Genomic DNA, 26587 nt, shown 5'->3' on the forward strand with positions numbered 1-26587 from the left:
TATATGTAATTTAGAGTGTTTTACCAAATACAGCATTTAGAACTCTGCCCACTCGTCTTCTTTTGCAGGCTCAGATACTTTTTTGTTATCGACCTTTACGGGTTTTGATAGGGTTTTATTCGGCAAATTTGCTGACTTGGGAGATGCTAATGCCGGTGCAGCGGTTTTATCTCGCGTCTGAAAAAATCGCATTTGTTCAGTCAGCAAATCTGCTTGCTCGCGCATACTTTCAGCCGCCGCAGATGTCTCTTCAACCAAGGCGGCATTTTGTTGCGTACCCTCATCAATCTGATTCATCGCCAACTGCAACTGCTTAACACCCTCAGCCTGCTCAATGGAGGCCTGTGCTATTTGCTCAGACATTTGTGCCGCTTTTTCAATAGCACCCGTTATATTTAAAATCACATCACCAGACTCATTAGCTAAACGCGTACCTTGATCAATGCGCTGAACACTTTCATTGATTAACGCCGTAATATCCTTGGCAGCCTCGGCTGATTTTTGCGCTAATGCCCTCACTTCACCTGCTACCACTGCAAAACCACGGCCATGCTCTCCGGCACGCGCCGCTTCCACGGCGGCATTGAGCGCCAAGAGGTTAGTCTGGAACGCAATGCCATCAATTAAACTAACAATTTCAGATATTTTATGACTTGAGGCCTGAATAGCTGCCATAGACTCGATAGTCTGCTTCATTACCGCAGCCGCTGTTTTAGATTGCTGCTCAACTTGACGCTCAACTTCTGTCGCTTCAGCAGCCTGCTTGGCATTATTCTGTACAGCATGACTAAAGCTTTCCATCGTAGCGGTGCTTTGCTCAATCGCCGCAGCCTGCTGCTGCACCCGATCACTTAAATCAAGTGAACCTTGTGCAACCTCTAGAGAAGCATGGTTAACCAATTCGGATGCATCAAGCGCTACAGCGACCACTTCAACGAGTTTAGCTACACTTTTATTAACCGCTTCAGTTAGCACCCGTAATTCACCATGGTACTGACTATCAATGGTTTTAGTTAAATCACCTTGCGATAGAGCGACGACGACCCTAGTAATATCTGCCATGGCATGCTCTAGCCCATCCATAGCTGAATTTACATTACTCTTCATCACCGCGAGTTGACCCCGGGCTTCTACATCAACGCGGTGGCGGAACTTACCATTACTCATCTTATCCATCACACGGTTGATGTTTTCGATCACACCGTTAATGCTAGACAAGGCATTTTCTACTTTTGAGCTAAAGGCTTTTGGTACCTTAGGATCCATCTGCGTATCAAACTGCCCTTCGTATAAGGCGTCCATCACCTTATCCAGTTCGCTCATCATAAACGCGACGTTTTCGGCTGACCCATTCACCCCGTCTTTTAAATTTGCAAGGTCACCTACTAATTCAGTCTTAATGCGTTTGGAGTAATCACCCTGTGCAATCGCGCCGACTACCACATTGGTTTCTGTTATCGCCGCTTGAACCTCAGCCAACATGGTATTAAGACTCTGACCAATCTTGTTCAACTCATCGCTACGCTGATCAAACCGAACCGAAAAATCCATCGTTTTAGAAATATTTGATACCTTGGTTACGGTGGACTCAATCCCTATCCGCACATTTCTAATCACCGCTAAGGCTAACAGTCCAACCACAACAAAAGCAAAAATAGATACGAGGATCAAGGTTAAGCTTAGTGTTGCAGCTTGGCGCTCTGACTGGGCAGTCATGATCGATGAGTGCTCTATTAAACCAGCTCTAAACGCCTGTAAATTGTCCATAGTTTCATTTAACAAAGGGTTTAGCACTTCTAACAGGTGGATGTTGGCCTGATGAAAACGCTCTTGCTCATACAACACAATACCTTTTTTAGTTTCTTCGATATAACGTTGAGTTAAATTAAGAAAAGATTGCGCCTGAGGCAAAAACTCTTTAGAAGGTGGGAAGGCTGCAAATGCTTGCAATTGTTCGTCTATGCGTTGATGAATACGGTGCATATGTTCAAGATGCATCTCAGTCGGGTGATCATGCAGAGCGACTATATGTGGCTGACCAGGATCATGCTGTAGCGTTAAGAGATATTGATTGTGATTGCGTAAAAGTAAACTATCAACATTGGATAGCGAACGCATTTGCGAAAGGTCTTCAATATAAACCATAGATTTCGTCGTTTTGTCCATGCCAATATGGCCAACCAAACCAACAATACTTAGGGCAGCCAAACTCACTGCCGCCAATAATATTAAGCGCGCTTTTATTGTCATAAATTACTTAGCAACGAATGTTGCCATCCTCTAGTTTCTTTATTTAATTATGTTATTTATCAAGCAGGTCAAATAATAGTGCGTTAAGCCGCCATTAAAAACTGACGCACTTCTTCATATATACCTTGATTGATCATCAAATCCACATTCAAAATGATAATCATGGTGTGATCTAGCGTGGCCAAGCCTTTCACAAATTCTCCGCTCACTCGCTTGGTGTCACCAAAGCTTGGCGCAGACTGAAGTTCGGCGAGGTTGACATCATGCACATCAGATACGCCATCCACCACTAAACCAATGGTCTTCTGAATAACCTCGTCACTTTCAGGAATTTGATAATTAAAGTGGGTAATAATCACAACCGTTGAATCGTTGTAAACCATCTCACCGATTTTGAAGCGTTGGCGAAGATCAACAATCGGCACCACCGCACCACGCATATTAATGACGCCCTTAATGTAATCGGGAGTATTAGGAAGCGAGGTGGGCGGTTCCCAACCACGAATTTCTTGCACACGCAATATGTCGATACCATAGGTTTCGGCACCCAAGACAAAAGTTAAAAACTGATCGTTTAGGTTATTATCTAGATCATGGTCAATTGCTTGATTTTCTTCCATTCCCTGCATGAGCTTCTCCTTTGGTCTTAACGACTTACACACATTAGACTTTTATAATTTGATTTAATTTTTTTATATTATCAGAATATATCATAAAACATTAATGCTTTAGCTTAATTCAACTGCTTCGCGCAACCACACGGTAGCATACTGCCCTGCCGCTAACTCAAATTGAATCACCAAATCAGGCATTGACTGTTCCGCTTCCTGCAACCAATGCCAGCTAACCGCCTGTGCATTAAGGCGTAATGCACGTCGGCCGGTTTTCAGCTGTAACGCATATAAACCCTGGCACCAGGTCTGGTAATCCTGTAACACAGCCGTTTCCAATTGCAGTGCTACAGACGTCGCAGGTGATGGCTCCACTCCCACTAAAGGCCCGGTTGGGTGAAGATCATACTCCTGCACGCGCTGGGCTAAATCTGCACTGGCATCGTCTGCAAACCACTTGGTTGAACCCTCAAGCTGAAAAACATCACCCAAGCAGGCCTGGTTCCAAGACCCCTGCCGCACTCGCTCGGCAAGCACTTGATTAAAAAGGAAAGAACGTGCGGCGGAAATATACAAACTGCGCTGTGCCGGCCTTAAACGCGTCAACTCCCCGGCAAACAAACGCTGCGCCATCACCAAATTATGTTCATTGCGCCCAAAGCGCTGCGGGCCGTAGTAATTGGGCACACCGGCGACGGCCATCTGTTGTAGCCGCGCATCAATCTGAGCAGGATCAGCCGTCACCTCGCGCAAGTGAATAATGAAGCGATTGCCTTTTAATCCGCCAGTTTGTAATTTTCGTTGATGACGTGTAGACGACAAAATCGTCACCCCTTCAATCTGCCACTGCGCCCATGCTGGGTCGGCTTGCCCAGGCAAATACAAACTAAACCATTGGCGGGTGATGCCATGACGGTCTTTTAAACCAGCAAACCCGATATCACGCAACCGAATATTGGCTAACTTAGCCAATTGTTGTGCCACCCAGTCGGTGTTTTGACCGACCTTTTCAACCCACAGCCACAGATGTTCACCTTGACCGGTTAATGGATAGGATAGGATTTCTTCAACTTGAAAATCGGCAGGTGTTTGCTTAAGTTGCGCACAGCCCAAAGGACCACCAAACGCATAGGGGAGTTGTGCTATGTGCGACATACAAAGTCCAATAGATTAGATGTCTTCAAACACCCGTTGTGAAATAGGAAAGACACCAGGCTCGGCAGGATCGTCTAGATAGAGTTTAAGCTCTAAACGCTTAATATTGCCTGGTCGAATATAGTCATCAATAAATTGACGAGAGCCGGGCGGATCATCACGGCCTAGATATAAATAAAAATTACGTAATTGACAGGGATTAGTAGGATCCGACGCTTGATGGCGCAACCAACTGCCACCTGCCAACTGATAACCATCAAAGGTTTCAATACTCATGGTGTGATAGATAGATTTACGAACCTTTAAGGGTTCGTTTAAACAAATCTCTAACACGCGGTTAAAGTTACCCGAACCTCGATCAACATTCACCAAAACTTGGGCACTATCAATACTTAACGGCCCCTGTTGAGAGCAACCAGGTAAGGTTACTAAACCCACCGTAACGAACAACGCCATGACCGGCAGTGAAATGCGTTTAACTATTCCCTGACAATTCATGGCGCTGCTCCTAAATGACATCACTAAGCCAATTGATTAAGCCTGTTGCTGAATACCGGCAATTTGCCAGTTACCCTCACCTGCCTGTAAACGACGAATATGCCAAATTTCATTAAAGGCATGGGCATCGTCATCACGGCTTTCTTTAATATACCCGCTAAAACGAATGCTGACCACAAAATAATCACCATCAATCGACTGATCAACTAACTCACTGTGTAAGGTATCAATTTCAGTGTAGTTTTCACCCACCACGATTTCATCCATCATCGACTTGAGCTCAGCGAATAATTCTGGCGTACAGTAACTTTCAATTTCAGATGCATCGCCTTGATCCCACGCCTTTTGCACGCTCACAAAGTGCTGTTTCGCCCCTTCTACAAAGGCATCCGGGTTAAACCAACTCGGTGTTGCCACATTGTGTAACGCATTGATGCCTAAGCCAGAACCAATCATTGAACCGCTATAATTAGGATCATATTGCTGGGTTTGATTAACAGGGCTTGCTGTCGGCGCCTCACGATATTGAGTTGGGGCTGAAGCAGGCTCTTGCGGTGTTGCACCAGCCGCACCGGCATATTGGCCTGATTGACGAGCACGCCAAGCACGGAATAACATAAACAAACCAAAGGCAAGCGCGCCAAACAGCAGAATATCCATAAACTGCAGGCCATCAAAGCCATCTCCAAACAGCATCCAAGCTAATAAACCACCAGCAGCCAGGCCTGCTAAAGGCCCCAACCAACGAGAAGCACCCGAGTTGGCTACTGCTTGCTGGCGCTGCGCTTGGCGTTGTTGCTGTTGTTCCTGACGTTGTTGACGCTGCTGCTGCTGTTGCTGGCGCTGATGAGCCGGCATAGAATGCTGTTTACCAAAACTGCCACCGCCGCCAAAACGCTTGGCTTCGGCAGGCTGCGGCATAATTAAAATCGCCCCTAATACTAAACTGGCAAAGACTAATAGTCCGTTTTTCATTGATCTGACTCCTTATCAGGTTGATCGACTTTTCATTGCGAAAGTATAACAAAAACGACACCTAGCACGACTAAATTCCCACAAGCGCTGATGGATAGATTATGCAACCCGTCCAGGGCAAGCCGTATTGGGCAAGCAAACCTTATAGTGCCGCCAAGATTGCCTGGCTTAAAGCCTGATCCGACAGTACCAACGGATTGCCTAGCATACTGCCTGCCCGACAACTTTGCAGAACCGGCGCCAGGTTATCCTGGGTTAAGCCAAAATCAGCCAAACCTTGTGGAATTTTATCGGCCACCCACTGCTCCAAAGCCATCACCAGGCCTGGTAATTCCGGGCTGCCGGTTAATAACTCGGCCACCTGTGAATATTTAGCCAAGGTCATGGCTGCATGCGGCGCATCGGATGCCAACAGGGCCTCAATATTTAAACGGGTAATCGGCGCTAATAACTTAGCGCAAACCAAGCCATGTGGTGCTTCAAAAAATGCACCAATCGGCCCGGCCAGTCCATGCACTGCGCCTAAACCGGCATTGGCCAGCGTCATGCCAGAAAAGCTCGCCGCCAAAAGTAACCGACCATAGCCTTGTTGCTTGGTCGCTTCGTCTTCGGCCTTAATCATCTCAAACGCGCCATGAAATAACTGCATCCCCTGCCAAGCTAACGCATCCGTCATCGGATTGGCTTTGAGCGTGACATAGGATTCTAACAACTGGGTAAATGCATCCATCGCGGTTGGGTAAAGCACCGAACTCGGGCAGTGCGGTAAAAACGCCGGATCTAACCAGGCCTGGTTAGCCAGTAAACGCGCATCTCGAAACGACTTTTTGTATTCGCCGAGCTTTGAAATCACCGCATTTTTAGTGGTTTCCGATCCCGTGCCAGCGGTGGTCGGCACAGCGATAAAGGGCACAGGTTGTTGTTGCAGCGTTCGCCCGCAACCGACACCTTCTAAATAATCCACCACCGAATAACGCTCCGGCAGCAGGCCCGCTACCGCTTTAGCCGCATCCAACACACTGCCACCGCCAAAACCTATGACCAGTTCAATGTCTTGCGGCGCACCCGCCACCAGCTTATCCACCAGGTCAGGCGAAGGTTCACCGCGCACGATGACGCGATGCACCTCACGCTGCGCCAACACAGACTGCAAGCGCGGTTCCACAAAATGCTGATCGGCATAACCACTGCTAATTAACATCAGTCGCTTTTGAGTCTGCGCCAAAATGGATTCCGCTAATCGGCTATCAGTACAACCCCAACCAAATTCAATCGCCGGCATTTGCGCAAATGAAAAATTGTTCATCTCACACCCCTTAAACTCATTACGCGAACCCTAGCATCAGCTTGAGCTTGGATTCTATTTCTGTTAATTCCGGCTGGGTTAACCGCGTTATAACATCAGACTGAATGCGGTTTTTATCAATCGAACGGGTTTGTTCAAGCACAACATAGGAGGTTTTTAATAGACGCTCACGCGGCGGAATCTCAACCCTTAAAGCCGCCAACTCTGGCCAAAACTGGGTGGTCAAGGGTACCACCATCACAACCGGTAATCCCGCTGCAATCAATGGTGTTGCGGTTAACACGACGACTGGCCTAATTTTGCCGATTTCTGCGCCTTGGTTTGGATTGAGTCGGGCGAGCACCACGTCCGCGCGTACAAAACTCATTGCCACCAACCTTTTGCGGCCTTATCTGGCTCGACTTCGGTGGCTGAAAACTCATCACTCATTTCGGCGATATGCTGTTGCAATAGAGGGGAGGTTTTAATAGATTGAGTCGCTTCTACCATCGCTTGCAGAGCAAGTTCCTGTTGCGTTTGCTGCACAAAGCGCTCCAAAGCACGACGTGCAAAATCTGAACGCGTTAATTGCTGTCTTGCCGCTAAATCACGAATTTGGTGCTCTAAGCTCTCTGGCAAACGTAAGGTTAATGTGCTCATAGCCTTCTCTCAGTACAATACGTAATACAAATTGTAACACAGAAAGCGTAATTAATAGACTACTTGGCTTTGGCGGCTAACAAGGCGCGAATTTGCTCTAGTTGCGCATTACCATGGGCTTTCACCTCTTCCTTGCTTAACTCGACCCCAGGCTTGCCTTCCCATTGCAACACTTCTTGTGGCAATTCATATAAAAACCGGCTCGGCTCACAAGGCGTGTCTTCGCCATACTTACGGCGCTTTTGGGCATAGGTGATCGTCAGCGAACGCTGGGCACGGGTAATGCCGACATAAGCCAAACGTCGCTCCTCTTCTAGGCCGGGCGATTCGAGGTTTTGCTTGTGTGGCAACATTTCTTCTTCCACGCCAACCAAAAACACATGTGGAAACTCCAACCCTTTAGACGCATGCAAGGTCATCAGACTGATCATGTCATGCTCTTTTTCGTCTTCGTTGCGCTCCATAATATCCATTAGCGTCATATGCGACACCACCTTGGCTAATTTGAGTTGATCACCGTCTTCCTCATCGGCTTTTTTAACAATCCGTTCAATCCACAGCAACAAATCGCGCACGTTTTCAATACGTTTTTCGGCGGTTTTAACTGAGCTGGCTGTTTCCATCAACCAGTTATCATATTCAATTTTATCCAACACACCGCGCACAAAGGCCACCATCTCAACGCCTTCGACCGACTCGGCCTCCTTAACCCAATCCAATAACACCTGCCCAAACAATTGCACCCGCTTGAGCGATTTTTCTGACAAGATTTGGGTTAACCCAAACTCTTGAGTGGCATCAAATAGGCTGATGCCTCGGTTGGTCGCATAGGTCGCCAGTTTTTCCAGGGTTGTTGCGCCGATTTCACGTCGCGGGGTATTGATAATGCGCAAAAACGCGGCATCGTCATCGGGATTCACAATCAGCTTCAAATAAGACATCACATCCTTAATTTCAGCCTTATCAAAAAACGACTGGCCGCCCGATAGAATATAAGGCAAGTTTTGCTCACGCAGCGCACGCTCAATTAAGCGGGCCTGGTGATTACCACGATACAAAATGGCATAGTCGCGATTCTTAGTGCGATACTGAAATTTATGCACCACTAATTCCGACACCACCCGCTCGGCTTCTTGGTTTTCATTGGCGCAGGCAATCACCCTAATCGGATCCCCCATACCCATTTCGCTCCACAGACGCTTTTCAAACACGTGCGGGTTATTAGCAATCAACTGGTTAGCGCTATTCAAAATACGTTGGCTAGAGCGATAATTTTGCTCCAGTTTCACTAAATGCAAGCCGGGAAAATCCTGCTGTAACAACGCCAAGTTTTCCGGTTGCGCACCCCGCCAAGCGTAAATGGATTGATCGTCATCGCCCACCACGGTCAATTTGCCGTTTAACCCGACCAACTGGCGCACCAATTTATATTGCGCCGCGTTGGTGTCTTGATACTCATCGACCAACAAATAGCGCACTTTGTTTTGCCATTTTTCTAAAATTTGCGGCTGTTCGTTAAACAAGCGCACCGGCAAGCCGATCAAGTCGTCAAAATCGACCGCATTGTAAGCGTGAAGTTGTTTTTGATAAGCGGCATACAGCCGCGCACGCGCCTGGCCTAACGGGTCTTCAGCCATCTCTAGGGCAATTTGCGGGTCAAGATGTTGGTTTTTCCACGCCGAAATCTCCCACTGCACACCGGCGAGCTCCTCCGGATCCAGGTCGTTTTTTTTCATCAACTCTTTCAAAATTTGGCCGCTATCGGTCGCATCCATAATCGAAAAATTGGCTTTGTAATTAAGCGCCTTATATTCCTGACGAATAATGTTTAAGCCCAGATTATGAAAGGTGGACACATTTAAGCCTTTCGCCGGGGTATCGACCATCAGTTTGGTGACCCGCTCTTTCATTTCGCGAGCGGCTTTGTTGGTAAAGGTCACCGCATAAATCTGGTGCGGCTTATAGTCGTGCTTGCGCACTAAATGAGCGATTTTTTCGGTGATAACACGCGTCTTGCCACTGCCGGCGCCTGCTAGCACCAGCAAGGGCGTATCAATGTGCAACACCGCTTCAAGTTGACGAGGGTTTAAACTGTGCATTGTTTGCTGAGCATCTGATTTAAAAGGTAGAATATGATAAAACATATTGCAACGGCATGAGGCCTAAGTTCAAGGAGTCGCCAAAATGAAGCCTGCATTTTTTCCGAACTATACGGTCAAAGATTACGAGATATGGGAGGGCGATTGGGAATTAATTGGCGGATTTCCGGTTGCCATGTCGCCTGCGCCGGTGATAAGTCATCAATATGTCAATGGTGCCTTCTTCCGCCATTTAGACGAACAACTTGAAAACTGTGCCAAGTGTCATCCACTACAGGAATCAGATTGGCGTATCTATGACGATACTGTGGTACGCCCTGACACGGTGGTCGTATGCTATAAGCCCGACAAGTTTTTAACTAAGCGCCCGGAACTGATTATCGAAGTACTCTCCCCTTCGACGGCACGCCTAGATGAAACCACCAAACTTGAACTCTATCAAACCGAAGGGGTGCCTTATTACATTTTGGTTGACCCAACAAAACTGATCGCCAAGGTTTATCAGCTTAAGGATGGTCGCTACATTAAAGTGAATGATTTTATTGATGGTCAGTGCCCTATCGAACTGAGTGACTGTGCATTTGAATTGGATTTTGGTTTAGTGTTTGACCGCGTGCGTAAAGCACTGGATTAAAAGGACAAAAATACAAATGAAGCGACGTGATTTTATTAAAACCCTTACGGGTAGTTTTGCCAGTAGTTTAATCGCACCAGGCCTGCTACTCAGCCAGCAGGCGCTAGCCGCAGAAAAAAATGCTGAGTTCTGGCGTTTGGCTGCCCAAGGCCATAATCTGATTTTTGTCCGTCACACTCGCACCACGCCAGGTAACGGAGACCCAGACGGCTATCGCCTTGATGACTGCTCTACCCAACGTCAACTCAGTGACCTAGGGCGTGCAGAAGCACGGCAAATTGGTGAACATTTTCAGCGTTCGGGCGTGAAGCTAGACCGCATTTTATCAAGCGCGTGGTGTCGCTGTACTGAAACGGCCGACTTGGCATTTGGTCGCCATGAAGTCTGGGAACCGATTAACTCGATCTTTTTTAATCGCGATCGTGGCCCGGCGCAAACCCGAGCCATTTTAGCCGCGGCAGCAGAACAGCCCAAAGGCGAAAACTGGATTTTAAGCACCCACCGTAGCAACATCCTACTCGCTACCGGCCAAAACACCTCGATGGGGGATGTGCTACTGACGCGCTATGACCCTAACCAACCCGAGCAACTGCGGGTACTTGCCCAACTCGACTGGCGCTAAACGCAAGCTGGTTACAAGTGCCCGGTTTTAACCCAAATTAACGTATCTTGCTCAACAAACGGATGATGGCGGCTGGCGTGCGGACTTCGCAACCAGCTGCCCTTTGGGTAGCGACCATGTTCATCAATAAACTCACCCTCCAGCACAAAAATTTCCTCGCCGCCATAATGCGTGTGTGGCTGAAACACCTCACCTGCCGGCCACCAAACCAACGCACTATGCTCAGTACCAAACTGATGCAAGCCCATCACTTTCAGTCCACCATGCCCCGGTTGCCAGGCCTGCGCTTGTGTATTCATCGCCACAGTCTGAGAGTCACCCGGCTGAAATTGCTCCAGTTTCACAAACAACACACAACCCTCTTTGGAAAAAGGGGCATGTTGCGAACCAGGCGGATTGCGTAAATAACTCCCAGCGGGATAATCGCCACGCTCATCAGAAAACACGCCTTCCAGCACAAAAATCTCTTCACCTTGTGGATGCCGATGGGGAGGAAAAGCCGAACCAGGCATAAACTGAACCACACTGGTGGTGCGACCTGACTCGGCCGCTTCTCGCTCTAAAGGTTTGCGCAGCACGCCATCGGCACGACTGCCCAACCAGGCCTGCTCAGCGGTATTGACCACGACACGCTGGCTTAAATCCATATTAATCACGTCCATTCTGCCTCCTTTTAGCCTTGATAGCGGTTATCTTGGCAACCATCGCATATAATAGAAGGCAATTTTAACCAAATGTGAATAAAACTATGGCCAGCATCGCCGATCTAAAAAAAGACCTCACCATTGAAACCGAACTACTCGGCACGCCTCTTACTTTTAAAACCACCTGGGGCATTTTTAGTCCACGTGAAATTGACGATGGCACGCAATTATTGTTGCGCCACCTCGACATTAAAACCGACGATATTGTCCTTGACCTTGGTTGCGGCTATGGCCCCTTGGGTATCGCGATTGCGGCCAAAGCACCGCATGGCCAAGTGCATATGGTTGATAAAGACTTTGTCGCGGTGGATTATGCCAACAAAAATGCGCGCTTAAATGGCTTTGATCATGCCAAAGCCTATCTATCGAATGGACTCAGCGCTGTACCCAAAGAGATGCAATTCACCACCGTGGTATCGAATATTCCGGCCAAAGTTGGCAAAGAAATGCTCAGCATTATGCTCAACGATATTCATGCCCAGATGGCACCTGGCGGGCAATTAGTCGTGGTAACGATTAATGGTTTACGCGATTACATGAAGCGTAATTTTATGGAAGTTTTTGGCTATTACGACAAGGTCAAGCAGGGCAAGGATTACACGATATCGCGAGCGGTTAAAGTGCCTAGGTAATAAAAAACCACTAAAAAAGGAACATCAACATGATAACAACGCATTTTAAAACAAAACACACCCTATTATTCAGCTCTATTCTGGTTGGTAGCATCGGCTTTTCAATGCCAAGTCTTGCTGATACCACAACGAATGAGGTCAGTAGTTCACAAACTGAATCCGCTACACAACCAAGAGACCATCAGCGTCATCAAATGGGTCAGGGTCAGGGACGCGAAAAAGGACATGAGCAAGGGACTAAACAAAACGAAAGAGCGCGTGAACAAATGCAACGTCGTGACGAAATACTTGAACAAAATCGCCAAAACCGTGAAGAGCGGATGCGCCAAAACATGCAAAACCGCGATGAAAATCGCCGTAATGCCCATCCTGGCGGACAACCAGGTCGTCAGCCCTAACGCATTAAACTATAAGCAGGCCTGTTGATTAGCTTAAATTAAAGCTATTTTAAGTAAAAAAACGTATAATTGTTATGAATTAACCCTTCTACTAGGCCTGCTATTACCGAAACTCTCCTCGATAATCAAGACCATGACAGTCCGTGGAAAGAAGCCTTAGAGCTGCGTTTTCCAGAGTTTTTAGCGCTACTATTTCCAAATGTATTTGCCCTCATTGACTGGCAGCGCGAAGTGACTTTTTTAGATGGGCAAAGCCACTGGGTGCTGATTCATGTTGAGGTGCAAGGTGAGCCGGAAGTGGATTTTGCGGAGAGGATGTTTAAATACAACTACCGTATTCGTAATAAATACGCCAAGGATGTCATTTTAGTGGTGGCACTGCGTTCGCAATGACAGGTCGCGTCATCGCGAGGCCGGAGGCCGTGGCGATCTTGAGATGGCTTCGCGGCGCTCGCCATGACGGGGGTTGGGTTCGCAATGACGGAGGGGCAACTAGCAATTACAAAGGAAGGGAACGCACTAAGAGAAAAGGAATTTGCCAACTAAGGCAAGTAATGCTGCAGTATTAATCGCTAGTATCCATTGCAAAAAGGTGATCTTAATATCCACTTTGTCGATTTTGTAGTCCAAATAGTCTTTGCTGACGATACCATCATGTGCTTTTGCTATCGCTCTAACAATGGCTTCGGCCTGCTCGGGCGGAATGTTAGTTTTTTTAAGAATATCAGTCAGCTCAAGTTTATCAAATGTAATAATCGACATAATAGACTCCAACAAACTAATTACCAATAGTAATCATATCACAAAACTAAAACTCAAAATTTTCCTATACCTCTAATTATTGCGCAGAAATGCAAATAGACGATAAGCTATTTGGCAGGTCAGTTTTTGCCGGAGGCCGCTGGTGTCATCGCGAGGCCGGAGGCCGTGGCGATCTCCTTCAGACGTACTCGGCAAGAGATGGCTTCGCGGCGCTCGCCATGACGGGGGAAGGATTATCATAAAAAAATGACGAGCAGCCTGTAGGTTAATAGCGACAGTAAGCTGGGTGAAATTGCATTGAAGCGTTTTGGCTTTAAACCCTAGCGGCGCTGCAGACAACTTAAAGCTTATAATTTTAAGTAAAATAACGTATAATTATTACCAGTCAATCTTTATACCAGGCCTGCTATGACCGAAACTCTCCTCGATAATCAAGACCACGACAGTCCGTGGAAAGAAGCCTTAGAGCTGCGTTTTCCAGAGTTTTTAGCGCTACTATTTCCAAATGTATTTGCCCTCATTGACTGGCAGCGCGAAGTGACTTTTTTAGATAAGGAATTGCAAAAAATTCTGCCCAATGCCCAGAATGGGCGCACCTATGCCGATAAATTAGTTCAAGTCTATTTTTTGAATGGGCAAAGCCACTGGGTGCTGATTCATGTCGAGGTGCAAGGTGAGCCAGAGGTGGATTTTGCAAAACGCATGTATCGTTATAATTATCGCATTCAAGACAAATATGATAAGGATGTCATTAGCCTCGCTGTGCTGACTGATACGCATAAAAATTTTCGACCCAGTTGCTACGAATTCACGCTTGGCGGTTGTCGTATTCTGTTTGAATTCCCAATGGTTAAACTCTTAGACTGGCAGGACCGTCTCGACGAGCTGCACCATAGCGATAACGTCTTTGCGTTAATTGTGGCGGCGCAACTTCATGCAAAACTAAATAAACAGCCCGCACAAAAATTCGATGCCAAGATTCGTTTAACTCGCTTACTCTATCAGCGTGGTTACGAAAAAGTTCAGGTAATCGAGCTTTTGCGTCTTATTGACTGGATGATTACCTTACCGCATAATTTAGAAATTCAATGTAAACAAATCGTTGACCAGATTGAGGAGGAACAGCAGATGGCTTACATGACTTCAATGGAACGCATCGCCATGCAAGAAGGCCGGCTTGAGGGTAAACTTGAAATGGCTTTGAAAATGATTAACCGCTTTAATTTAAGCGTTAAAGAGGCGGCTGAAGAAGCTAGTGTTTCAGTCAATGATTTGATGGATTACCTCAAAAAACACGAGCAACCTAAACAGTAACTTATTTCGCCTATGCTAACCACCACGCCCCGCTTTGGGGCGTTGTTGTTTTTAAGGACTAAGGGCGTAGGCTGTTACGCAAAAAACAACTTATAAAGAATTGCCATGGTAAAAGCGAGATTAAACGCCACCATCCATTTGAGCAAAAGCATTTCAGACTTTAGGGTTTGAATATCGGCTTTACTTGCCAGGCTCTCATCAACGATTGCCTTTGCTGCTGCAACAGCTTGCTCGTCAGGAACACCCGCTTTTTTAAACGCATTATAAACTTCAATATTCATTGTGCTCATTTATAGAACTCCAGAAACACTCCAATAGCATCATTCTATCATAAAGTAAATGACGAGCAGCCTGTAGGTTAATAGCGACAGTAAGCTAGGTGAAATTGCATTGAAGCGTTTTGGCTTTAAACCTTAGCAGCGCTGCAGACAACTTAAAGCTTATAATTTTAAGTAAAATAACGTATAATTATTACCAGTCAATCCTTATACCAGGCCTGCTATGACCGACCCCCTACTCGATAATCAAGACCATGACAGTCCGTGGAAAGAAGCCTTGGAACTGCGTTTTCCCGAGTTTTTAGCGCTGTTATTTCCAAATGTATTTGCCCTCATTGACTGGCAGCGCGAAGTGACTTTTTTAGATAAGGAATTGCAAAAAATTCTGCCCAATGCCCAGAATGGGCGCACCTATGCCGATAAATTAGTTCAAGTCTATTTTTTAGATGGGCAAAGCCACTGGGTGCTGATTCATGTTGAGGTGCAAGGTGAGCCGGAAGTGGATTTTGCGGAGAGGATGTTTAAATACAACTACCGTATTCGTGATAAATACGCCAAAGATGTCATTAGCCTCGCTGTGCTGACTGATACGCATAAAAATTTTCGACCCAGTTGCTACGAATTCACGCTTGGCGGTTGTCGTATTCTGTTTGAATTCCCAATGGTTAAACTCTTAGACTGGCAGGACCGTCTCGACGAGCTGCACCATAGCGATAACGTCTTTGCGTTAATTGTGGCGGCGCAACTTCATGCAAAACTAAATAAACAGCCCGCACAAAAATTCGATGCCAAGATTCGTTTAACTCGCTTACTCTATCAGCGTGGTTACGAAAAAGTTCAGGTAATCGAGCTTTTGCGTCTTATTGACTGGATGATTACCTTACCGCATAATTTAGAAATTCAATGTAAACAAATCGTTGACCAGATTGAGGAGGAACAGCAGATGGCTTACATGACTTCAATGGAACGCATCGCCATGCAAGAAGGCCGGCTTGAGGGTAAACTTGAGGGTAAACTTGAAGCCGCGCAAACGATGGTTAGAGATTTTGGCATTTCAGTTAAAGATGCCGCGACCAAGCTAAAAGTACCGCTTGACGATCTGGTCGATTACCTCAAAAAACACGAGCAACCTAAACAATAACTTATTTCGCCTATGCTAACCACCACGCCCCGCTTTGGGGCGTTGTTGTTTTAGTTGGCACTGCGCTTTGACTGGATGATTACCTTACCGCATAATTTAGACATCGAATTTAAAATCCTTGTTGACCAGATTGAGGAGGAACAACAAATGGCCTATGTCACATCTGTAGAACGCATCGCCATGCAAGAAGGCAGGCTTGAGGGTAAACTTGAGGGTAAACTTGAGGGTAAACTTGAGGGTAAACTTGAAGCCGCGCAAACGATGGTTAGAGATTTTGGCATTTCAGTTAAAGATGCCGCGACCAAGCTAAAAGTACCGCTTGACGATCTGGTCGATTACCTCAAAAAACACGAGCAACCCAAACAGTAACTTATTTCACCTGTGCTGACCATCACGCCCCGCTTTGGGGCGTTTTAGTTTTAGTTGTGGCACTGCGTTTGCAATGACAGGACGTGTCGTCGCGAGGCCGGAGGCCGTGGCGATCTCTGGAGATTGCTTCGCGGTGTTCGCAATGACGGGGGGAGGTGCGCAATGACGGGGGGAAGGGTTGTGGAATAAAAAAACCCCGCTTTGGGGCGTTTTAGTTTTAGTTGTGGCACTGCGTTTGCAATGACAGGACGTGTCGTCGCGAGGCCGGAGGCCGTGGCGATCTCTGGAGATTGCTTCGCGGTGTTCGCAATGACGGAGGGAGGTGCGCAATGACGGGGGGAAGGGTTGCGGAATAAAAAAACCCCGCTTTGTGGGCGGGGTTTTTTGCCGTTAGGCGGCACTGCTACAAAAGGGGTCGAGGACGCGCCTCGACGACCAATTAGAAGCTGTGTGCGATACCAACAGTGAACACGTCAGTTGACTTGTTGTCGATTAAACGTGATAGAACACCATTACCGTTGTTTTTGTCAAGAACACCGTATTCTACGAAAGTACGAGTTTTCTTGCCAAGTGCATAGTCAAGACCGATTGCATAGTTAGTTGCATCTTTAGTTTTGAACTTATCACCTTCTAATACAAAGTCATCATAAGATACGAAAGCAATCTTAGCTCGTGGCGTGAAATCACCCATAGTGTAAGCAGCACCCAAGACGATGTTACTGTGATTACCAAAATCGGTCTTAGTAGGTGAAGTGCCAATTGCCTTAGTATTCAACTGATTATACATAGCAGAAACGACTAAGCCAGAATCAGCATACTGTACAGTGGCACGGATGTTTTGCTGGTCAATGTTTTCGTCAGCCGCATATAATGCGTCAGTACGCTGAGTTAAACCAACAGCCGCAAATAAGCCATTACGCTTTGAACCATACTGAACTGCTGCAGAATATGCGTTACCTAATGAACGACCTTTTTCATTAGCAGCGTTAGTGATACCACCAAACATAACCTGGAAACCATTCATGTTAGGCGATAGATACGCCACCATGTTGTCTAAACGATCTTCGCCAGAACCATTTAATTCAAAATCTTCACCATCTATTTGAGTTCCAACATTCAAACCACCGAAACGGCCAGTGTTGTTACCTAGGTAGAATGAATCGTTGAAGCGATCGTTAGGCTGAATCATACGTAATGGCGTGTCGTGACGACCAGCGATAACGGTACCGAAACCACCAGAAACACCTACGAAGGTGTTACGTAGCTGGCCCCAGCCATTATTACCACCAGTGTTAGAACCAGAACCGCCGTTACCTTGTGCCATGTTTAAGGTAGTTTCTAACTGATAAACTGCTTTTAAGCCGTTACCTAGGTCTTCTGAACCTTTAACACCTAAACGTGAGTTACGGTTAGCGAAGTAAGAACCAGAATCAGAAACTGAATCGATGGCTACGTTCATTTGACCGTATAGTGTTGGAGCTGAAGCGTTAGCGGCTAAAGGTGCGGCCATTGCGCCAGCGATTGCAACTGCAAGAATATTCTTTTTCATGCTGTGTTTCCTTATTAGTAAGTTAGTTAGGTTTTCACCTGCCGACTATTTTTATTTGTCGGCTTGATGTGTAAGGTACGGATTTTTAAAACCCAGTGCAAGCCCCGCCCAAAAAAACCACACAAAATTTAGAAGTGTTGTTTTTTTGCAACAAGCCCTGCTGCCACGGCTTAGTCTAGCCTTGGTTGGCTAATAACCCGGTGTGTAAATAACGCGCTACGCCGTCTTCGGCATTCGATGGCGCTTGGGCAGCGTGGCAACAGGCCTGCTTCAGTCCCGCATGGGCATTAGCCATCATTACCGGATGGCCGGCCAACTGCAACATATCGACATCATTTAAGCCATCGCCAAACGCCATCACCTCTTTCGGGTCTAGGCCGTGGCGGGTTAATAGGGCTTGCAAGGCCGCGCCTTTGGATACCCCTTGGTTCATCACTTCTAAATAGATGTCGGTGGTGTAGGTGATATAGAGGCGGTCGCCGAGTTGTTGCTCTAAGCGGGCTTGGAGCGGCGCCAGCGCATCGGGGCTGGCATTAAAATAAAACTTGTCGATATGCCGATGGGAAATTTGGGCAAAATCGGTTATACGATAAGCAAAGCCAGAGGCATGGTGAATGGCTAATAGCGGTTCGTTGGGCTGCTCTACCAGCCACAAGTCTTGTTGGTAAATATTGCGATGCACCGCAAATCCGGCAGACAGTGCTAATACCTGCGCAACCAATTCAGCAGGGATATGGTTTTCGTAAATTAACTGCTGCTGTGGATTATGCACGCGCGCGCCATTGGAGGTAATCAGCGTAATCGGTAGGTTGAGTTGCTGGGTGAGCAGATAGACATCTTGGTAATGGCGACCGGTGGCAATCGCTAGTTGCACGCCTTGTTGGTGCAGTTGCGCTAAAGCGGCTTGGTTGGCCGGCGAGATGACATGATGTGGGTTGAGCAGCGTGCCATCGAGGTCGAGCACCAGCAGTTTAATCATGTTGTGCGCCCTGCAAAAAAATCTGAATCGCTTGCTCTAGTACTGCGTCGCATTGGGCCGGGGTGAGGGTTTCGCCAAACAGCGCTCGAAAGTGCAATGGGCCTTTAATCATTTCAACAAACTGAAAGGCGGCGATTTCGCAATCTTGAATCTGCAGCAGGCCTGCGGCTTGTTGTTGGCTTAAAAAACGGCTCAGAATTTTATTCAGCCGATTGGGGCCATATTGCATAAAAATCCGTTGGATTTCAGCTTGATCGGCGCCCTGCTCGGTTAATACCAAGCGATAAATCGCCAGGGCATCGGGTTCAAAAATCATCTGCTGAAGTTGGCGACCAAAATTGCGCAGCGAGGTGGGCAGGTCATCGACCCAAAGGCCTTTTTCTTCAAAGTCGGCAAAGGCTTCGCAGGTGGCTTTTTGAAAACAGGCTTCAAACAAACCCAGTTTGTTGCCAAAAAACTTATAGACCGTGCCTAACGAGCCGCCGGAGCGTTTGACAATTTCATTGACACTGGCGCGCGCATAGCCCTGCTCGACAAACACTTGTTTGGCGGCGTCTAAAATTTTTTCATGGCGTTGATAACCACGTTTGGTGTGAGGGGTTGGGTCTAATTCCATCGGCTAAGTTGGCTGTTTATTTAGCGGTCATTATAACGAATTTATAGCGATTTATTGCACAGAGGTGCGCTTGCAAAAAGTGTAACGAATGCTACACTACATTTCTTTTTATTAAAGGGTATTGGATTAGCGTTATGAATCAGTCATCTGCTCGCGGTAAGGGTTGGGGTCGCTTGGTTACATGGTCTTTGGGCATGGGCTTGTGTTTTATCGCGCCCTATGCGATTGCCAATGCGCAGGCCGATGCGCCGCCACCGATGCCGGTGCAGGTGCAGGTGATTGAGGCGACAAATGTGGCGCTCAGTTATGAGTATCCGGCGCGGGTGCAAAGTGCGAATCAGGTAGACATTCATGCTCGGGTTAGTGGCGTGTTGTTAAAACAGCATTTTAACGACGGCGATGCGGTGAAAAAAGGCCAGCTGCTTTACAGTATTGAAGATCGGATTTACCAAGCGGCGGTGGATCATGCCCAAGCCCAGGTGCTGATGGCGCAGGCGCAATTACGCCAAGCCGAGCGCGAAAAGGTCCGTGTTGAGGGCTTGTTTAAAGAACAAGCGGTCAGTGAGCAAGAGCGCGATCAGACGATTTCGGCTTATGAGCTGGCACAAGCAGGCCTGGTAGGTGCGCAAGCGGCGTTGCAATCGGCCCAGATTGATTTGGATTACACGCAAGTACGCGCACCGATTAATGGCATGACCGGCCAAAAACAACAAACGGTTGGCGATTTAGTCGGTCGCGATTATAACCGCAGCCTGTTGACCACCCTCACCCAGCTCGACCCGATTGAGGTGCATTTTACGATTGGCGAGCGCGAGTTTATTGAGCGTCAGCAACAGTTGCAACAGGGCATTTTGCGCTTTAGCCAAGGCGAACAACTGAGCGCGCAGGTGAGCCATTTGGGTCATCAGCTGACGGGGGTGATTGATTTTGCTGATCATCAAATTAATCCACACACCGGCAGTGTCAGTTTAAGAGCGCGTTTTGCTAACCCGAATGCAGCGCTGCTGCCGGGTGCGTTTGTGCGTATTCAGCTCGACGGCATTGAAGCGGTCGATGTGATTCAAATTCCGCAATCGGCGGTGCTGCAAATTGGCTCGCAGGCGTTTGTCTATGTAATCAAAGATGGCACGGCGCAGATGGTACCGGTGGGCTTGCAACGCGCGGTGGAACAAACTTGGTTGGTGGACAGCGGTTTAGCGGTGGGGGATCAATTGATTTTAAACAACCTGATTAAATTGCGCCCCAATACCCCGGTTCAAGCTGTGCAAGCTAATCACAGCACAGACACCGCTGAATAACTCGCCTAGGAGCCTTGTCGATGTTTTCTAAATTTTTTATCGAACGCCCGGTGTTTGCGATTGTCATGTCGGTGATTATTGTGTTGGTAGGCTTAATGAGCCTGCGCGATTTACCGATTGCCGAATACCCCGAAATTGTACCGCCCCAAATTACCGTGTCCACCAGTTACCCCGGTGCTAGTGCCGAAACCATTGCTGAAACGGTGGCCGCGCCGCTAGAGCAACAGCTTAATGGCATTGAAAATATGCTGTATATGAATTCGGTCGCCTCCTCGTCCGGTACGGTGACCGTTAGCTTAACGTTTGAGGTGGGCAGTAATATTAACGAAGCCTTGATGGATGTGAATAACAAAGTGCAGTCAGCGATTAACCGCTTGCCAGAAGAAGTCCAACGCGTCGGGTTACAAGTCAATAAACGCTCACCAAGCTTGTTAAAAGTGATTGCGATGTATTCTGAAGATGCCAGCCGCGATACGATTTTTATGGCCAACTATGGCTTGATTAATGTGGTGGACGAGCTGAAACGGATTCCGGGTATTGGTGAAGTGCGCCAATTTGGGGCCAAAGACTACTCGATGCGCATTTGGCTAGACCCAAATCGGATGGCGCAATATGGCATTGCACCGGGCGATGTGGCGCGGGCGATTCGAGAGCAAAATTCGCAGTTTGCCGCCGGACAAATTGGTCAAGAGCCGCTATTTAATGAACAGGCGTTTACCTACACGATTATTACCGAGGGGCGCTTAAATCAACCCGACCAGTTTGAGAATATCGTGTTGCGCGCCAATGACGATGGCGGGATGCTGCGGATTAAGGATGTCGCCCGCGTGGAGCTGGGAGCTGAACTCTATAACTTTGAAGCGACGTTTAACGGCAAACCGACCGTGCCGATTGGGATTTTCTTGCAAGCCGATGCCAATGCATTGGAGGTGTCGAAATTGGTGGATGACAAGATGGCCGAGTTGGCCGAGCGTTTTCCGCAGGGCGTGAATTACGCGATTCCTTACGACACCACCACCTTTGTGAAGGTGTCGATTCAGCAGGTGTTTTATACCTTTATTGAAGCCCTGATTCTGGTGTCGTTTATTGTGTTTTTGTTTTTACAAAACTGGCGCGCCACCTTTATTCCGCTCTTGGCGATTCCGGTGTCGGTGATTGGCACCTTTATTGGGTTTGAACTGCTCGGTTTTTCGATTAACCAGCTGACGCTATTTGGGATGATTCTCGCCATCGGCATTGTGGTGGATGATGCGATTATTGTGGTGGAAAACGTCGAACGGATTATGCGCCAAGATAAGCTGAATGCCAAAGATGCAACGATTAAAGCAATGCGCGAGCTGACCAGCCCGCTGATTGCGATTGTGTTGGTGCTATCGGCGGTGTTTATTCCGGTTGGGTTTGTTGGTGGGTTTACCGGCGAAATGTATAAACAATTTGCGATTACGATTGTGGTGTCGGTGGCGATATCAGGCCTGGTGGCGCTGACGCTCACGCCGGCGCTCTGTGCCAGTATGCTTAAAGACCATGATGACAAACCGAGTCGATGGTTTGGTTGGTTTAACCGTTTGTTTGAGTGGCTGAGTGACCGTTTTAGTGACGGGGTGGCGAAGGTGATGCGCTATAGCTTGCTGAGTTTGCTGTTGTTTGTCGGCTTGGGGTATTTAGCCGTGCAACAATTGCAGGCCTTGCCATCGAGTTTGGTGCCGCAGGAAGACAAGGGCAGTATGTTTGTGGTCAGTTATTTGCCGCCGGCGGCTTCGCTGTCTAGAACAATTGAGGTGCGTGATCAGGTCACCGAACAGGTGTTGGCGCATCCGGCGATGGAAAACTTCATTCATTTTGCCGGCTTTGATTTGCAAACCTTCACTAACCGCACCGATTCGGCCGCTGGGTTTGCGACCCTGAAGCATTGGGACGAGCGCAACAGCCCCGATATGCATATTGATGGGGTGGTTGGTCAGTTGTTTGGCCAATTTATGCAAAATGATCAAGCCTTTAGCCTGCCGCTGGCGATGCCGACGATTATGGGCATGAGCATGACCGGCGGGGTCGAAGGGTATTTGCAAAACCGTATAGGTGCGGATTATCAACAGCTTGGCGAGGTGATAGATCAGATTGTGGCAGCTGCAAATCAGCGCCCGGAACTGCAACGGGTGCGTACCACTTTCTCGACTAAAACCCCGCAATATCAAGCGATATTGGATCGAGAAAAAACTCAAACCTTACAAGTGCCAATTAACGAAGCCTTTGCAGCGATGCAAGCGACCTTTGGTAGCCTGTATGTGAATGACTTTAACCTGTTTGGCCGCACCTTCCGAGTGAATTTACAGTCTGAAGGCGACTATCGCGAAAGCGCGGACAACCTGAAGGATGTGTTTGTGCGTTCTAGTCGCGGCGAGATGATTCCGCTGGATAATCTCATTCGCTTTGAGCGTATTACAGGTGCGGATGTGGTTGATCGTTTTAACCTGTTTCCAGCGGCTAAAATTATGGCTGAACCGCAACCGGGCTTTACTTCCGGCGATGCGATGATGGCGTTGCAACAGGTGGTCGATGAGATTGCGCCGGATGGCTTTACGCTCGGCTGGGTGGGCGAAGCCTATCAAGCGGATGCCGCGGCGGGGAGTGGCACGCAAGCGTTTTTATTTGGTCTGCTGATTGTGTTTTTGATTTTGGCGGCACAATATGGTCGCTGGACCTTGCCGTTAGCGGTGGTGATGGCGGTGCCGTTTGCGGTGTTGGGCGCGGCCTTGGCGACCCAATGGCGCGGCTTGGACAATGACATTTATTTCCAGCTTGGTTTGCTGACGCTGATTGGTTTGTCGGCCAAAAACGCGATTTTGATTGTGGAGTTTGCGATGCAAAAACGCGCGCAGGGTATGGAGCTTAGGTTGGCCGCGATTGAAGCGGCGCGGATGCGCTTCCGCCCAATTGTGATGACTTCACTCGCCTTTACCATGGCCGCGATTCCGTTGATGATTAGTGAAGGCGCGGGAGCGGCGGCACGTAATGCGGTCGGCACCGGCGTGGTGGGTGGGATGATTCTTGCCACCTTCTTAGCCCCTTTGTTTATTCCAATGTTCTTCCACTGGATGGCGAGCTTTTCTGAATGGTTTGATCGCAAACGCCAAGCTACGCCTAAAGGAGCCGTCTAATGCGCCTGTTATTTAGTAAAACCTCTTGCGTGACTTGTCGCACGACTAGCCGCATGAAACGCTTAACGGCGGCCATCGCTTTAGCTGCTTTAGCGACGGGCTGCTCGCAAATTCCGAGCTACCAAGCGCCGCAAAACGATTTGCCGCCAAGCTTAACGCTAGCTGATAATTTAAAGCTGGACAATCAGTTAAATGACCAGGCCTGGTGGCAAAGTTTTGCCGATCAACAGCTCACAGAATGGCTAGAACAGGCGCTCGGCTACAACCGTGATTTAGCGGTGCTGGATCAGCGTTTAGTGCAGGCGCAAGCGGCGCTCACACGCGGTCAAGCAGACAGGCTGCCCAATGTGATAGGACAAGCAGGCCTGGGTCGCCAACAAACCAGTGACAATGCTTTTCCGACTAACCAAGGCGCTGAGTTTGATCGATTTACGCTAGAAGGTTTAGTGAGTTATGAAGTCGATTTATGGGGCCGAGTTCGTGCGCAACAACAAGGCCTGGTTGCACGCTATCAAGCGCTGGCTTCGGATCGTCAAGCCGCACAATTAAGCTTAACCAGTGCAGTGGCGCAGCACTATTTTAGCTTGCGGGCGTTAGATGAAATGGTACTGATTGCACAAAATACCGTGGTGTCGCGCCAGGAGAATTTGCAATTGCGCCAACGTCAGTTTGAGCTGGGACGTCTTACCCCGTTGGCGGTGCAGCAAGCCGAAGTGGAATTGAGTCGCGTGGAGGTTGAACTGATTCGTTTACAGGCTGAGCAAGACCAACAGCGTAACGCCCTGAGTGTATTGTTAGGCCATAACCCGACCCAACAACTTGCGATGGCCCAATCACATCCCGAATCGAACACACGATTTATTGATTTAACCCTGCCGCCGCTGCAGCTTGATTGGGACAGTCAGCGGTTATTACAACGACCGGATGTTATCGCTGCGGAACAACGCTTGCAAGCCGCCAACGCCGATATCGGTCAGGCCCGCGCCGCCCTATTTCCTAGTTTAAAACTGAATGCTCTGCTCGGATTTAGCAGTGTCGATTTAAACAGTTTATTTGATTCAGATGCGCTGCAATGGCAGGCCAATGCTGGTTTAACGGCACCGATTTTTAATGGCGGTGCGTTACGCGCGCAACTTCAGATCACGGAGGCCGAACAACAAATTATCCTGTTAGATTATCAACAAACTCTACGCCAAGCCTTTGCTGAAACCCTGAATGCCATCAGCCAACTAAACCGTGCCGATGCGCAACTGGCGGCACAACAGCGTCAACTTGATGCCCTGCGCAAAACGCTGGACTTAGCCCAAAAACGTTTTGATGCTGGCTATTCAAGTTATTTGGAAGTGCTCGATGCACAACGCGCATTATTTGATGCTGAAATTGCGATGGCTCGCACCCAGCGTGACCTTAGGTTGGCGCGCATTGCACTCTATAAAGCACTCGGAGGCCATAGTCAGGCCGCCACATGAAGCGATTTAGGTTAGCGAGAGGCCTTGTTGGATGGTTTTTATGGGCTTTTTTAAGCCAGGCTTTCGCATTTGATGGCATTGACCAACCTGGCAAGAACACTTATCGCGCCGTGCTCACTAGCGACAATGATTCCATAGCGCTATTCAATTCAGATCGTTTTTACACCAATGGACTAAAACTGACCCTGAGCCACAATAGCCAGAACCAAGCCCCTATATGGCTGCAAACAATCGGACAGTGGCTGCCTTGGTTTCCAGACCATCAGTCAACACGTCATGCTTATACCATTGGACAAAGCATGTTTACGCCTGAGGATCTTGCTACAGCCTCATTGCTGCCATTTGATCGCCCCTATGCGGGTTGGTTATATGCGACCGCAGACCTTGCCACAAGACAAGATAATCAGTTTGATGCGCTTTCTATTTCTATTGGTATTGTCGGCCCTTATTCCCAAGCTGAGCAATCACAGAAATTTGTGCACCAATTAATCGGTGCGCAAGACCCAAAAGGTTGGAATAATCAATTGGATAATGCGGTAGGTGTCAATTTGGCCTATCAACGCAGTTGGCGTATTGTTGAAATTCAGCGAAACCAACACAGTCTATTTGACTTAACACCCTATGCCAGCGGCGCTCTAGGGACTGTCTATCGATATCTTGGCACCGGCATTAACCTACGCTATGGTCCTCATTTAGCGGATGATTATGGCGTGCCAAAACTTCAATTCGGTTTACCTATTACTCACTCCATCGCCCTCTCTGCGGCGAAATCATTCAGCTGGTATATTTTTAGTGGTATTGAAGTGCGTTATGTGGAATATAATTATTTTTTGCATGGCAATAATGCGTTGACCCGCCAAATTCAAATTCAACCTAACCCTTGGATAGGCCAATTGCAAGCGGGGGTGGTATTCGATTGGCCACGCTTTAGCCTGACACTTAATCAGATGTTTCAAACTAAAGAATATACCTCACAAGTGCGCGCGCATAATATTGGCGCACTGTCTTTTTCGCTAAAGTATTAATCCCAACTTTTTAGCAAATAAATAACACCGAAACCCGCCATTATCAGTAAAATATTCCGAGCCGATTTCTTGGCTATTCCTATGTTTTTTTGATCAATCGCAGTATTTT

27 protein-coding genes are annotated in these 26587 nt (G+C 47.8%); 12 read left to right on the top strand and 15 right to left on the bottom strand.

The window, feature by feature from the left end; all coding sequences use genetic code 11:
* Positions 1-36: 36 nt before the first annotated feature.
* From THIAE_RS09235 to rep, 9 genes are all read right to left on the bottom strand, one after another.
* Positions 37-2250 carry a methyl-accepting chemotaxis protein gene (locus tag THIAE_RS09235; RefSeq protein WP_006460799.1) on the bottom strand — a complete coding sequence of 738 codons (2214 nt, stop codon included), beginning with the start codon at positions 2248-2250 and terminating at the stop codon, positions 37-39.
* 83 nt (positions 2251-2333) lie between these two features.
* Complete coding sequence (locus THIAE_RS09240) at positions 2334-2879, bottom strand: chemotaxis protein CheW (RefSeq protein WP_006460798.1); 546 nt, start codon at positions 2877-2879, stop codon at positions 2334-2336.
* A 99-nt stretch (positions 2880-2978) separates the two neighbouring features.
* Positions 2979-4016 (bottom strand): tRNA pseudouridine(13) synthase TruD, encoded by a 1038-nt coding sequence (truD, locus tag THIAE_RS09245; RefSeq protein WP_006460796.1) that lies wholly within the window; start codon positions 4014-4016, stop codon positions 2979-2981.
* Positions 4017-4031: 15 nt separating this feature from the next.
* Positions 4032-4514 carry a hypothetical protein gene (locus THIAE_RS09250; protein ID WP_006460794.1) on the bottom strand — a complete coding sequence of 161 codons (483 nt, stop codon included), beginning with the start codon at positions 4512-4514 and terminating at the stop codon, positions 4032-4034.
* Positions 4515-4550: 36 nt separating this feature from the next.
* On the bottom strand, positions 4551-5489 hold the full coding sequence (locus tag THIAE_RS09255; RefSeq protein WP_006460793.1) for a Tim44 domain-containing protein: 939 nt from the start codon (positions 5487-5489) through the stop codon (positions 4551-4553).
* Between the two features lie 142 nt (positions 5490-5631).
* Positions 5632-6795 (bottom strand): iron-containing alcohol dehydrogenase, encoded by a 1164-nt coding sequence (locus tag THIAE_RS09260; protein ID WP_006460792.1) that lies wholly within the window; start codon positions 6793-6795, stop codon positions 5632-5634.
* A 19-nt stretch (positions 6796-6814) separates the two neighbouring features.
* Positions 6815-7162, bottom strand: coding sequence for a type II toxin-antitoxin system PemK/MazF family toxin (locus THIAE_RS09265; RefSeq protein ID WP_006460791.1), 348 nt, complete (start codon positions 7160-7162; stop codon positions 6815-6817).
* Positions 7159-7434 (bottom strand): ribbon-helix-helix protein, CopG family, encoded by a 276-nt coding sequence (locus tag THIAE_RS09270; protein ID WP_006460790.1) that lies wholly within the window; start codon positions 7432-7434, stop codon positions 7159-7161. The genes THIAE_RS09265 and THIAE_RS09270 overlap by 4 nt, the downstream gene beginning before the upstream one ends.
* Positions 7435-7493: 59 nt before the next feature.
* Positions 7494-9533, bottom strand: a complete 2040-nt coding sequence (gene rep, locus THIAE_RS09275; RefSeq protein WP_025299397.1) for a DNA helicase Rep — start codon at positions 9531-9533, stop codon at positions 7494-7496.
* A gap of 85 nt (positions 9534-9618) precedes the next feature.
* Between rep and THIAE_RS09280 the strand changes: the two genes are divergently transcribed.
* Complete coding sequence (locus THIAE_RS09280) at positions 9619-10167, top strand: Uma2 family endonuclease (protein ID WP_006460788.1); 549 nt, start codon at positions 9619-9621, stop codon at positions 10165-10167.
* Positions 10168-10183: 16 nt separating this feature from the next.
* Positions 10184-10789: a histidine phosphatase family protein gene (locus tag THIAE_RS09285; RefSeq protein WP_006460787.1), complete on the top strand. Its 606-nt coding sequence runs from the start codon at positions 10184-10186 to the stop codon at positions 10787-10789.
* An 11-nt stretch (positions 10790-10800) separates the two neighbouring features.
* Here the strand turns inward: THIAE_RS09285 and THIAE_RS09290 are convergent, their stop codons facing one another.
* Positions 10801-11451 (bottom strand): cupin domain-containing protein, encoded by a 651-nt coding sequence (locus THIAE_RS09290; protein ID WP_006460786.1) that lies wholly within the window; start codon positions 11449-11451, stop codon positions 10801-10803.
* Between the two features lie 86 nt (positions 11452-11537).
* Here THIAE_RS09290 and THIAE_RS09295 point away from each other — a divergent pair, with 86 nt between their 5' ends.
* From THIAE_RS09295 to THIAE_RS10935, 3 genes are all read left to right on the top strand, one after another.
* Entirely contained in the window at positions 11538-12125 is a 588-nt protein-coding gene (locus THIAE_RS09295; protein ID WP_006460785.1) for a class I SAM-dependent methyltransferase, read from the top strand.
* 29 nt (positions 12126-12154) lie between these two features.
* The gene (locus tag THIAE_RS09300; RefSeq protein ID WP_006460784.1) at positions 12155-12523 is read left to right on the top strand and encodes a hypothetical protein; all 369 of its coding nucleotides are present in this window, start codon (positions 12155-12157) and stop codon (positions 12521-12523) included.
* 231 nt (positions 12524-12754) lie between these two features.
* The gene (locus THIAE_RS10935; protein WP_239232377.1) at positions 12755-12916 is read left to right on the top strand and encodes a hypothetical protein; all 162 of its coding nucleotides are present in this window, start codon (positions 12755-12757) and stop codon (positions 12914-12916) included.
* A 126-nt stretch (positions 12917-13042) separates the two neighbouring features.
* Here THIAE_RS10935 and THIAE_RS09305 read toward each other — a convergent pair whose 3' ends face one another.
* Entirely contained in the window at positions 13043-13285 is a 243-nt protein-coding gene (locus THIAE_RS09305) for a hypothetical protein (RefSeq protein WP_006460783.1), read from the bottom strand.
* Between the two features lie 408 nt (positions 13286-13693).
* Between THIAE_RS09305 and THIAE_RS09310 the strand changes: the two genes are divergently transcribed.
* On the top strand, positions 13694-14599 hold the full coding sequence (locus THIAE_RS09310; RefSeq protein WP_025299398.1) for an RpnC/YadD family protein: 906 nt from the start codon (positions 13694-13696) through the stop codon (positions 14597-14599).
* 74 nt (positions 14600-14673) lie between these two features.
* Here the strand turns inward: THIAE_RS09310 and THIAE_RS09315 are convergent, their stop codons facing one another.
* Positions 14674-14889, bottom strand: coding sequence for a hypothetical protein (locus tag THIAE_RS09315; RefSeq protein WP_006461112.1), 216 nt, complete (start codon positions 14887-14889; stop codon positions 14674-14676).
* Between the two features lie 211 nt (positions 14890-15100).
* On the opposite strand from THIAE_RS09315, the gene THIAE_RS09320 reads away from it, so the two are divergent.
* Entirely contained in the window at positions 15101-16018 is a 918-nt protein-coding gene (locus THIAE_RS09320) for an RpnC/YadD family protein (RefSeq protein WP_025299399.1), read from the top strand.
* A 54-nt stretch (positions 16019-16072) separates the two neighbouring features.
* A complete protein-coding gene (locus tag THIAE_RS09325; protein WP_025299400.1) occupies positions 16073-16387 on the top strand; it encodes a hypothetical protein in 315 nt (104 codons plus the stop codon).
* 439 nt (positions 16388-16826) lie between these two features.
* Here the strand turns inward: THIAE_RS09325 and THIAE_RS09330 are convergent, their stop codons facing one another.
* The 3 genes from THIAE_RS09330 to THIAE_RS09340 form a co-directional block, all read right to left on the bottom strand.
* Entirely contained in the window at positions 16827-17936 is a 1110-nt protein-coding gene (locus THIAE_RS09330) for a porin (RefSeq protein WP_006460252.1), read from the bottom strand.
* A gap of 175 nt (positions 17937-18111) precedes the next feature.
* Positions 18112-18915 carry a Cof-type HAD-IIB family hydrolase gene (locus THIAE_RS09335; protein ID WP_006460251.1) on the bottom strand — a complete coding sequence of 268 codons (804 nt, stop codon included), beginning with the start codon at positions 18913-18915 and terminating at the stop codon, positions 18112-18114.
* On the bottom strand, positions 18908-19531 hold the full coding sequence (locus tag THIAE_RS09340; protein ID WP_006460250.1) for a TetR/AcrR family transcriptional regulator: 624 nt from the start codon (positions 19529-19531) through the stop codon (positions 18908-18910). The genes THIAE_RS09335 and THIAE_RS09340 overlap by 8 nt, the downstream gene beginning before the upstream one ends.
* 134 nt (positions 19532-19665) lie before the next feature.
* Here THIAE_RS09340 and THIAE_RS09345 point away from each other — a divergent pair, with 134 nt between their 5' ends.
* The 4 genes from THIAE_RS09345 to THIAE_RS09360 are packed head-to-tail and all read left to right on the top strand — an operon-like array spanning position 19666 to position 26478.
* Complete coding sequence (locus tag THIAE_RS09345; protein ID WP_006460249.1) at positions 19666-20829, top strand: efflux RND transporter periplasmic adaptor subunit; 1164 nt, start codon at positions 19666-19668, stop codon at positions 20827-20829.
* Positions 20830-20849: 20 nt separating this feature from the next.
* Complete coding sequence (locus THIAE_RS09350; protein WP_006460248.1) at positions 20850-23984, top strand: efflux RND transporter permease subunit; 3135 nt, start codon at positions 20850-20852, stop codon at positions 23982-23984.
* Positions 23984-25453, top strand: coding sequence for an efflux transporter outer membrane subunit (locus THIAE_RS09355; RefSeq protein ID WP_006460247.1), 1470 nt, complete (start codon positions 23984-23986; stop codon positions 25451-25453). Before THIAE_RS09350 ends, THIAE_RS09355 begins: the two co-directional genes overlap by 1 nt.
* Positions 25450-26478, top strand: coding sequence for a lipid A deacylase LpxR family protein (locus tag THIAE_RS09360; protein ID WP_006460246.1), 1029 nt, complete (start codon positions 25450-25452; stop codon positions 26476-26478). The genes THIAE_RS09355 and THIAE_RS09360 overlap by 4 nt, the downstream gene beginning before the upstream one ends.
* The last annotated feature ends 109 nt before the right edge of the window (positions 26479-26587 follow it).

The organism is Thiomicrospira aerophila AL3 (assembly GCF_000227665.2).
Classification (GTDB): Bacteria; Pseudomonadota; Gammaproteobacteria; order Thiomicrospirales; family Thiomicrospiraceae; genus Thiomicrospira; species Thiomicrospira aerophila.

Coding starts and splice junctions, on each gene's coding strand:
- THIAE_RS09235 (WP_006460799.1), bottom strand. CDS start 2,250: ATGACAATAAAAGCGCGCTTAATATTATTGGCGGCAGTGAGTTTGGCT.
- THIAE_RS09240 (WP_006460798.1), bottom strand. CDS start 2,879: ATGCAGGGAATGGAAGAAAATCAAGCAATTGACCATGATCTAGATAAT.
- truD (WP_006460796.1), bottom strand. CDS start 4,016: ATGTCGCACATAGCACAACTCCCCTATGCGTTTGGTGGTCCTTTGGGC.
- THIAE_RS09250 (WP_006460794.1), bottom strand. CDS start 4,514: ATGAATTGTCAGGGAATAGTTAAACGCATTTCACTGCCGGTCATGGCG.
- THIAE_RS09255 (WP_006460793.1), bottom strand. CDS start 5,489: ATGAAAAACGGACTATTAGTCTTTGCCAGTTTAGTATTAGGGGCGATT.
- THIAE_RS09260 (WP_006460792.1), bottom strand. CDS start 6,795: ATGAACAATTTTTCATTTGCGCAAATGCCGGCGATTGAATTTGGTTGG.
- THIAE_RS09265 (WP_006460791.1), bottom strand. CDS start 7,162: ATGAGTTTTGTACGCGCGGACGTGGTGCTCGCCCGACTCAATCCAAAC.
- THIAE_RS09270 (WP_006460790.1), bottom strand. CDS start 7,434: ATGAGCACATTAACCTTACGTTTGCCAGAGAGCTTAGAGCACCAAATT.
- rep (WP_025299397.1), bottom strand. CDS start 9,533: ATGCACAGTTTAAACCCTCGTCAACTTGAAGCGGTGTTGCACATTGAT.
- THIAE_RS09280 (WP_006460788.1), top strand. CDS start 9,619: ATGAAGCCTGCATTTTTTCCGAACTATACGGTCAAAGATTACGAGATA.
- THIAE_RS09285 (WP_006460787.1), top strand. CDS start 10,184: ATGAAGCGACGTGATTTTATTAAAACCCTTACGGGTAGTTTTGCCAGT.
- THIAE_RS09290 (WP_006460786.1), bottom strand. CDS start 11,451: ATGGACGTGATTAATATGGATTTAAGCCAGCGTGTCGTGGTCAATACC.
- THIAE_RS09295 (WP_006460785.1), top strand. CDS start 11,538: ATGGCCAGCATCGCCGATCTAAAAAAAGACCTCACCATTGAAACCGAA.
- THIAE_RS09300 (WP_006460784.1), top strand. CDS start 12,155: ATGATAACAACGCATTTTAAAACAAAACACACCCTATTATTCAGCTCT.
- THIAE_RS09305 (WP_006460783.1), bottom strand. CDS start 13,285: ATGTCGATTATTACATTTGATAAACTTGAGCTGACTGATATTCTTAAA.
- THIAE_RS09310 (WP_025299398.1), top strand. CDS start 13,694: ATGACCGAAACTCTCCTCGATAATCAAGACCACGACAGTCCGTGGAAA.
- THIAE_RS09315 (WP_006461112.1), bottom strand. CDS start 14,889: ATGAGCACAATGAATATTGAAGTTTATAATGCGTTTAAAAAAGCGGGT.
- THIAE_RS09320 (WP_025299399.1), top strand. CDS start 15,101: ATGACCGACCCCCTACTCGATAATCAAGACCATGACAGTCCGTGGAAA.
- THIAE_RS09330 (WP_006460252.1), bottom strand. CDS start 17,936: ATGAAAAAGAATATTCTTGCAGTTGCAATCGCTGGCGCAATGGCCGCA.
- THIAE_RS09335 (WP_006460251.1), bottom strand. CDS start 18,915: ATGATTAAACTGCTGGTGCTCGACCTCGATGGCACGCTGCTCAACCCA.
- THIAE_RS09340 (WP_006460250.1), bottom strand. CDS start 19,531: ATGGAATTAGACCCAACCCCTCACACCAAACGTGGTTATCAACGCCAT.
- THIAE_RS09345 (WP_006460249.1), top strand. CDS start 19,666: ATGAATCAGTCATCTGCTCGCGGTAAGGGTTGGGGTCGCTTGGTTACA.
- THIAE_RS09350 (WP_006460248.1), top strand. CDS start 20,850: ATGTTTTCTAAATTTTTTATCGAACGCCCGGTGTTTGCGATTGTCATG.
- THIAE_RS09355 (WP_006460247.1), top strand. CDS start 23,984: ATGCGCCTGTTATTTAGTAAAACCTCTTGCGTGACTTGTCGCACGACT.
- THIAE_RS09360 (WP_006460246.1), top strand. CDS start 25,450: ATGAAGCGATTTAGGTTAGCGAGAGGCCTTGTTGGATGGTTTTTATGG.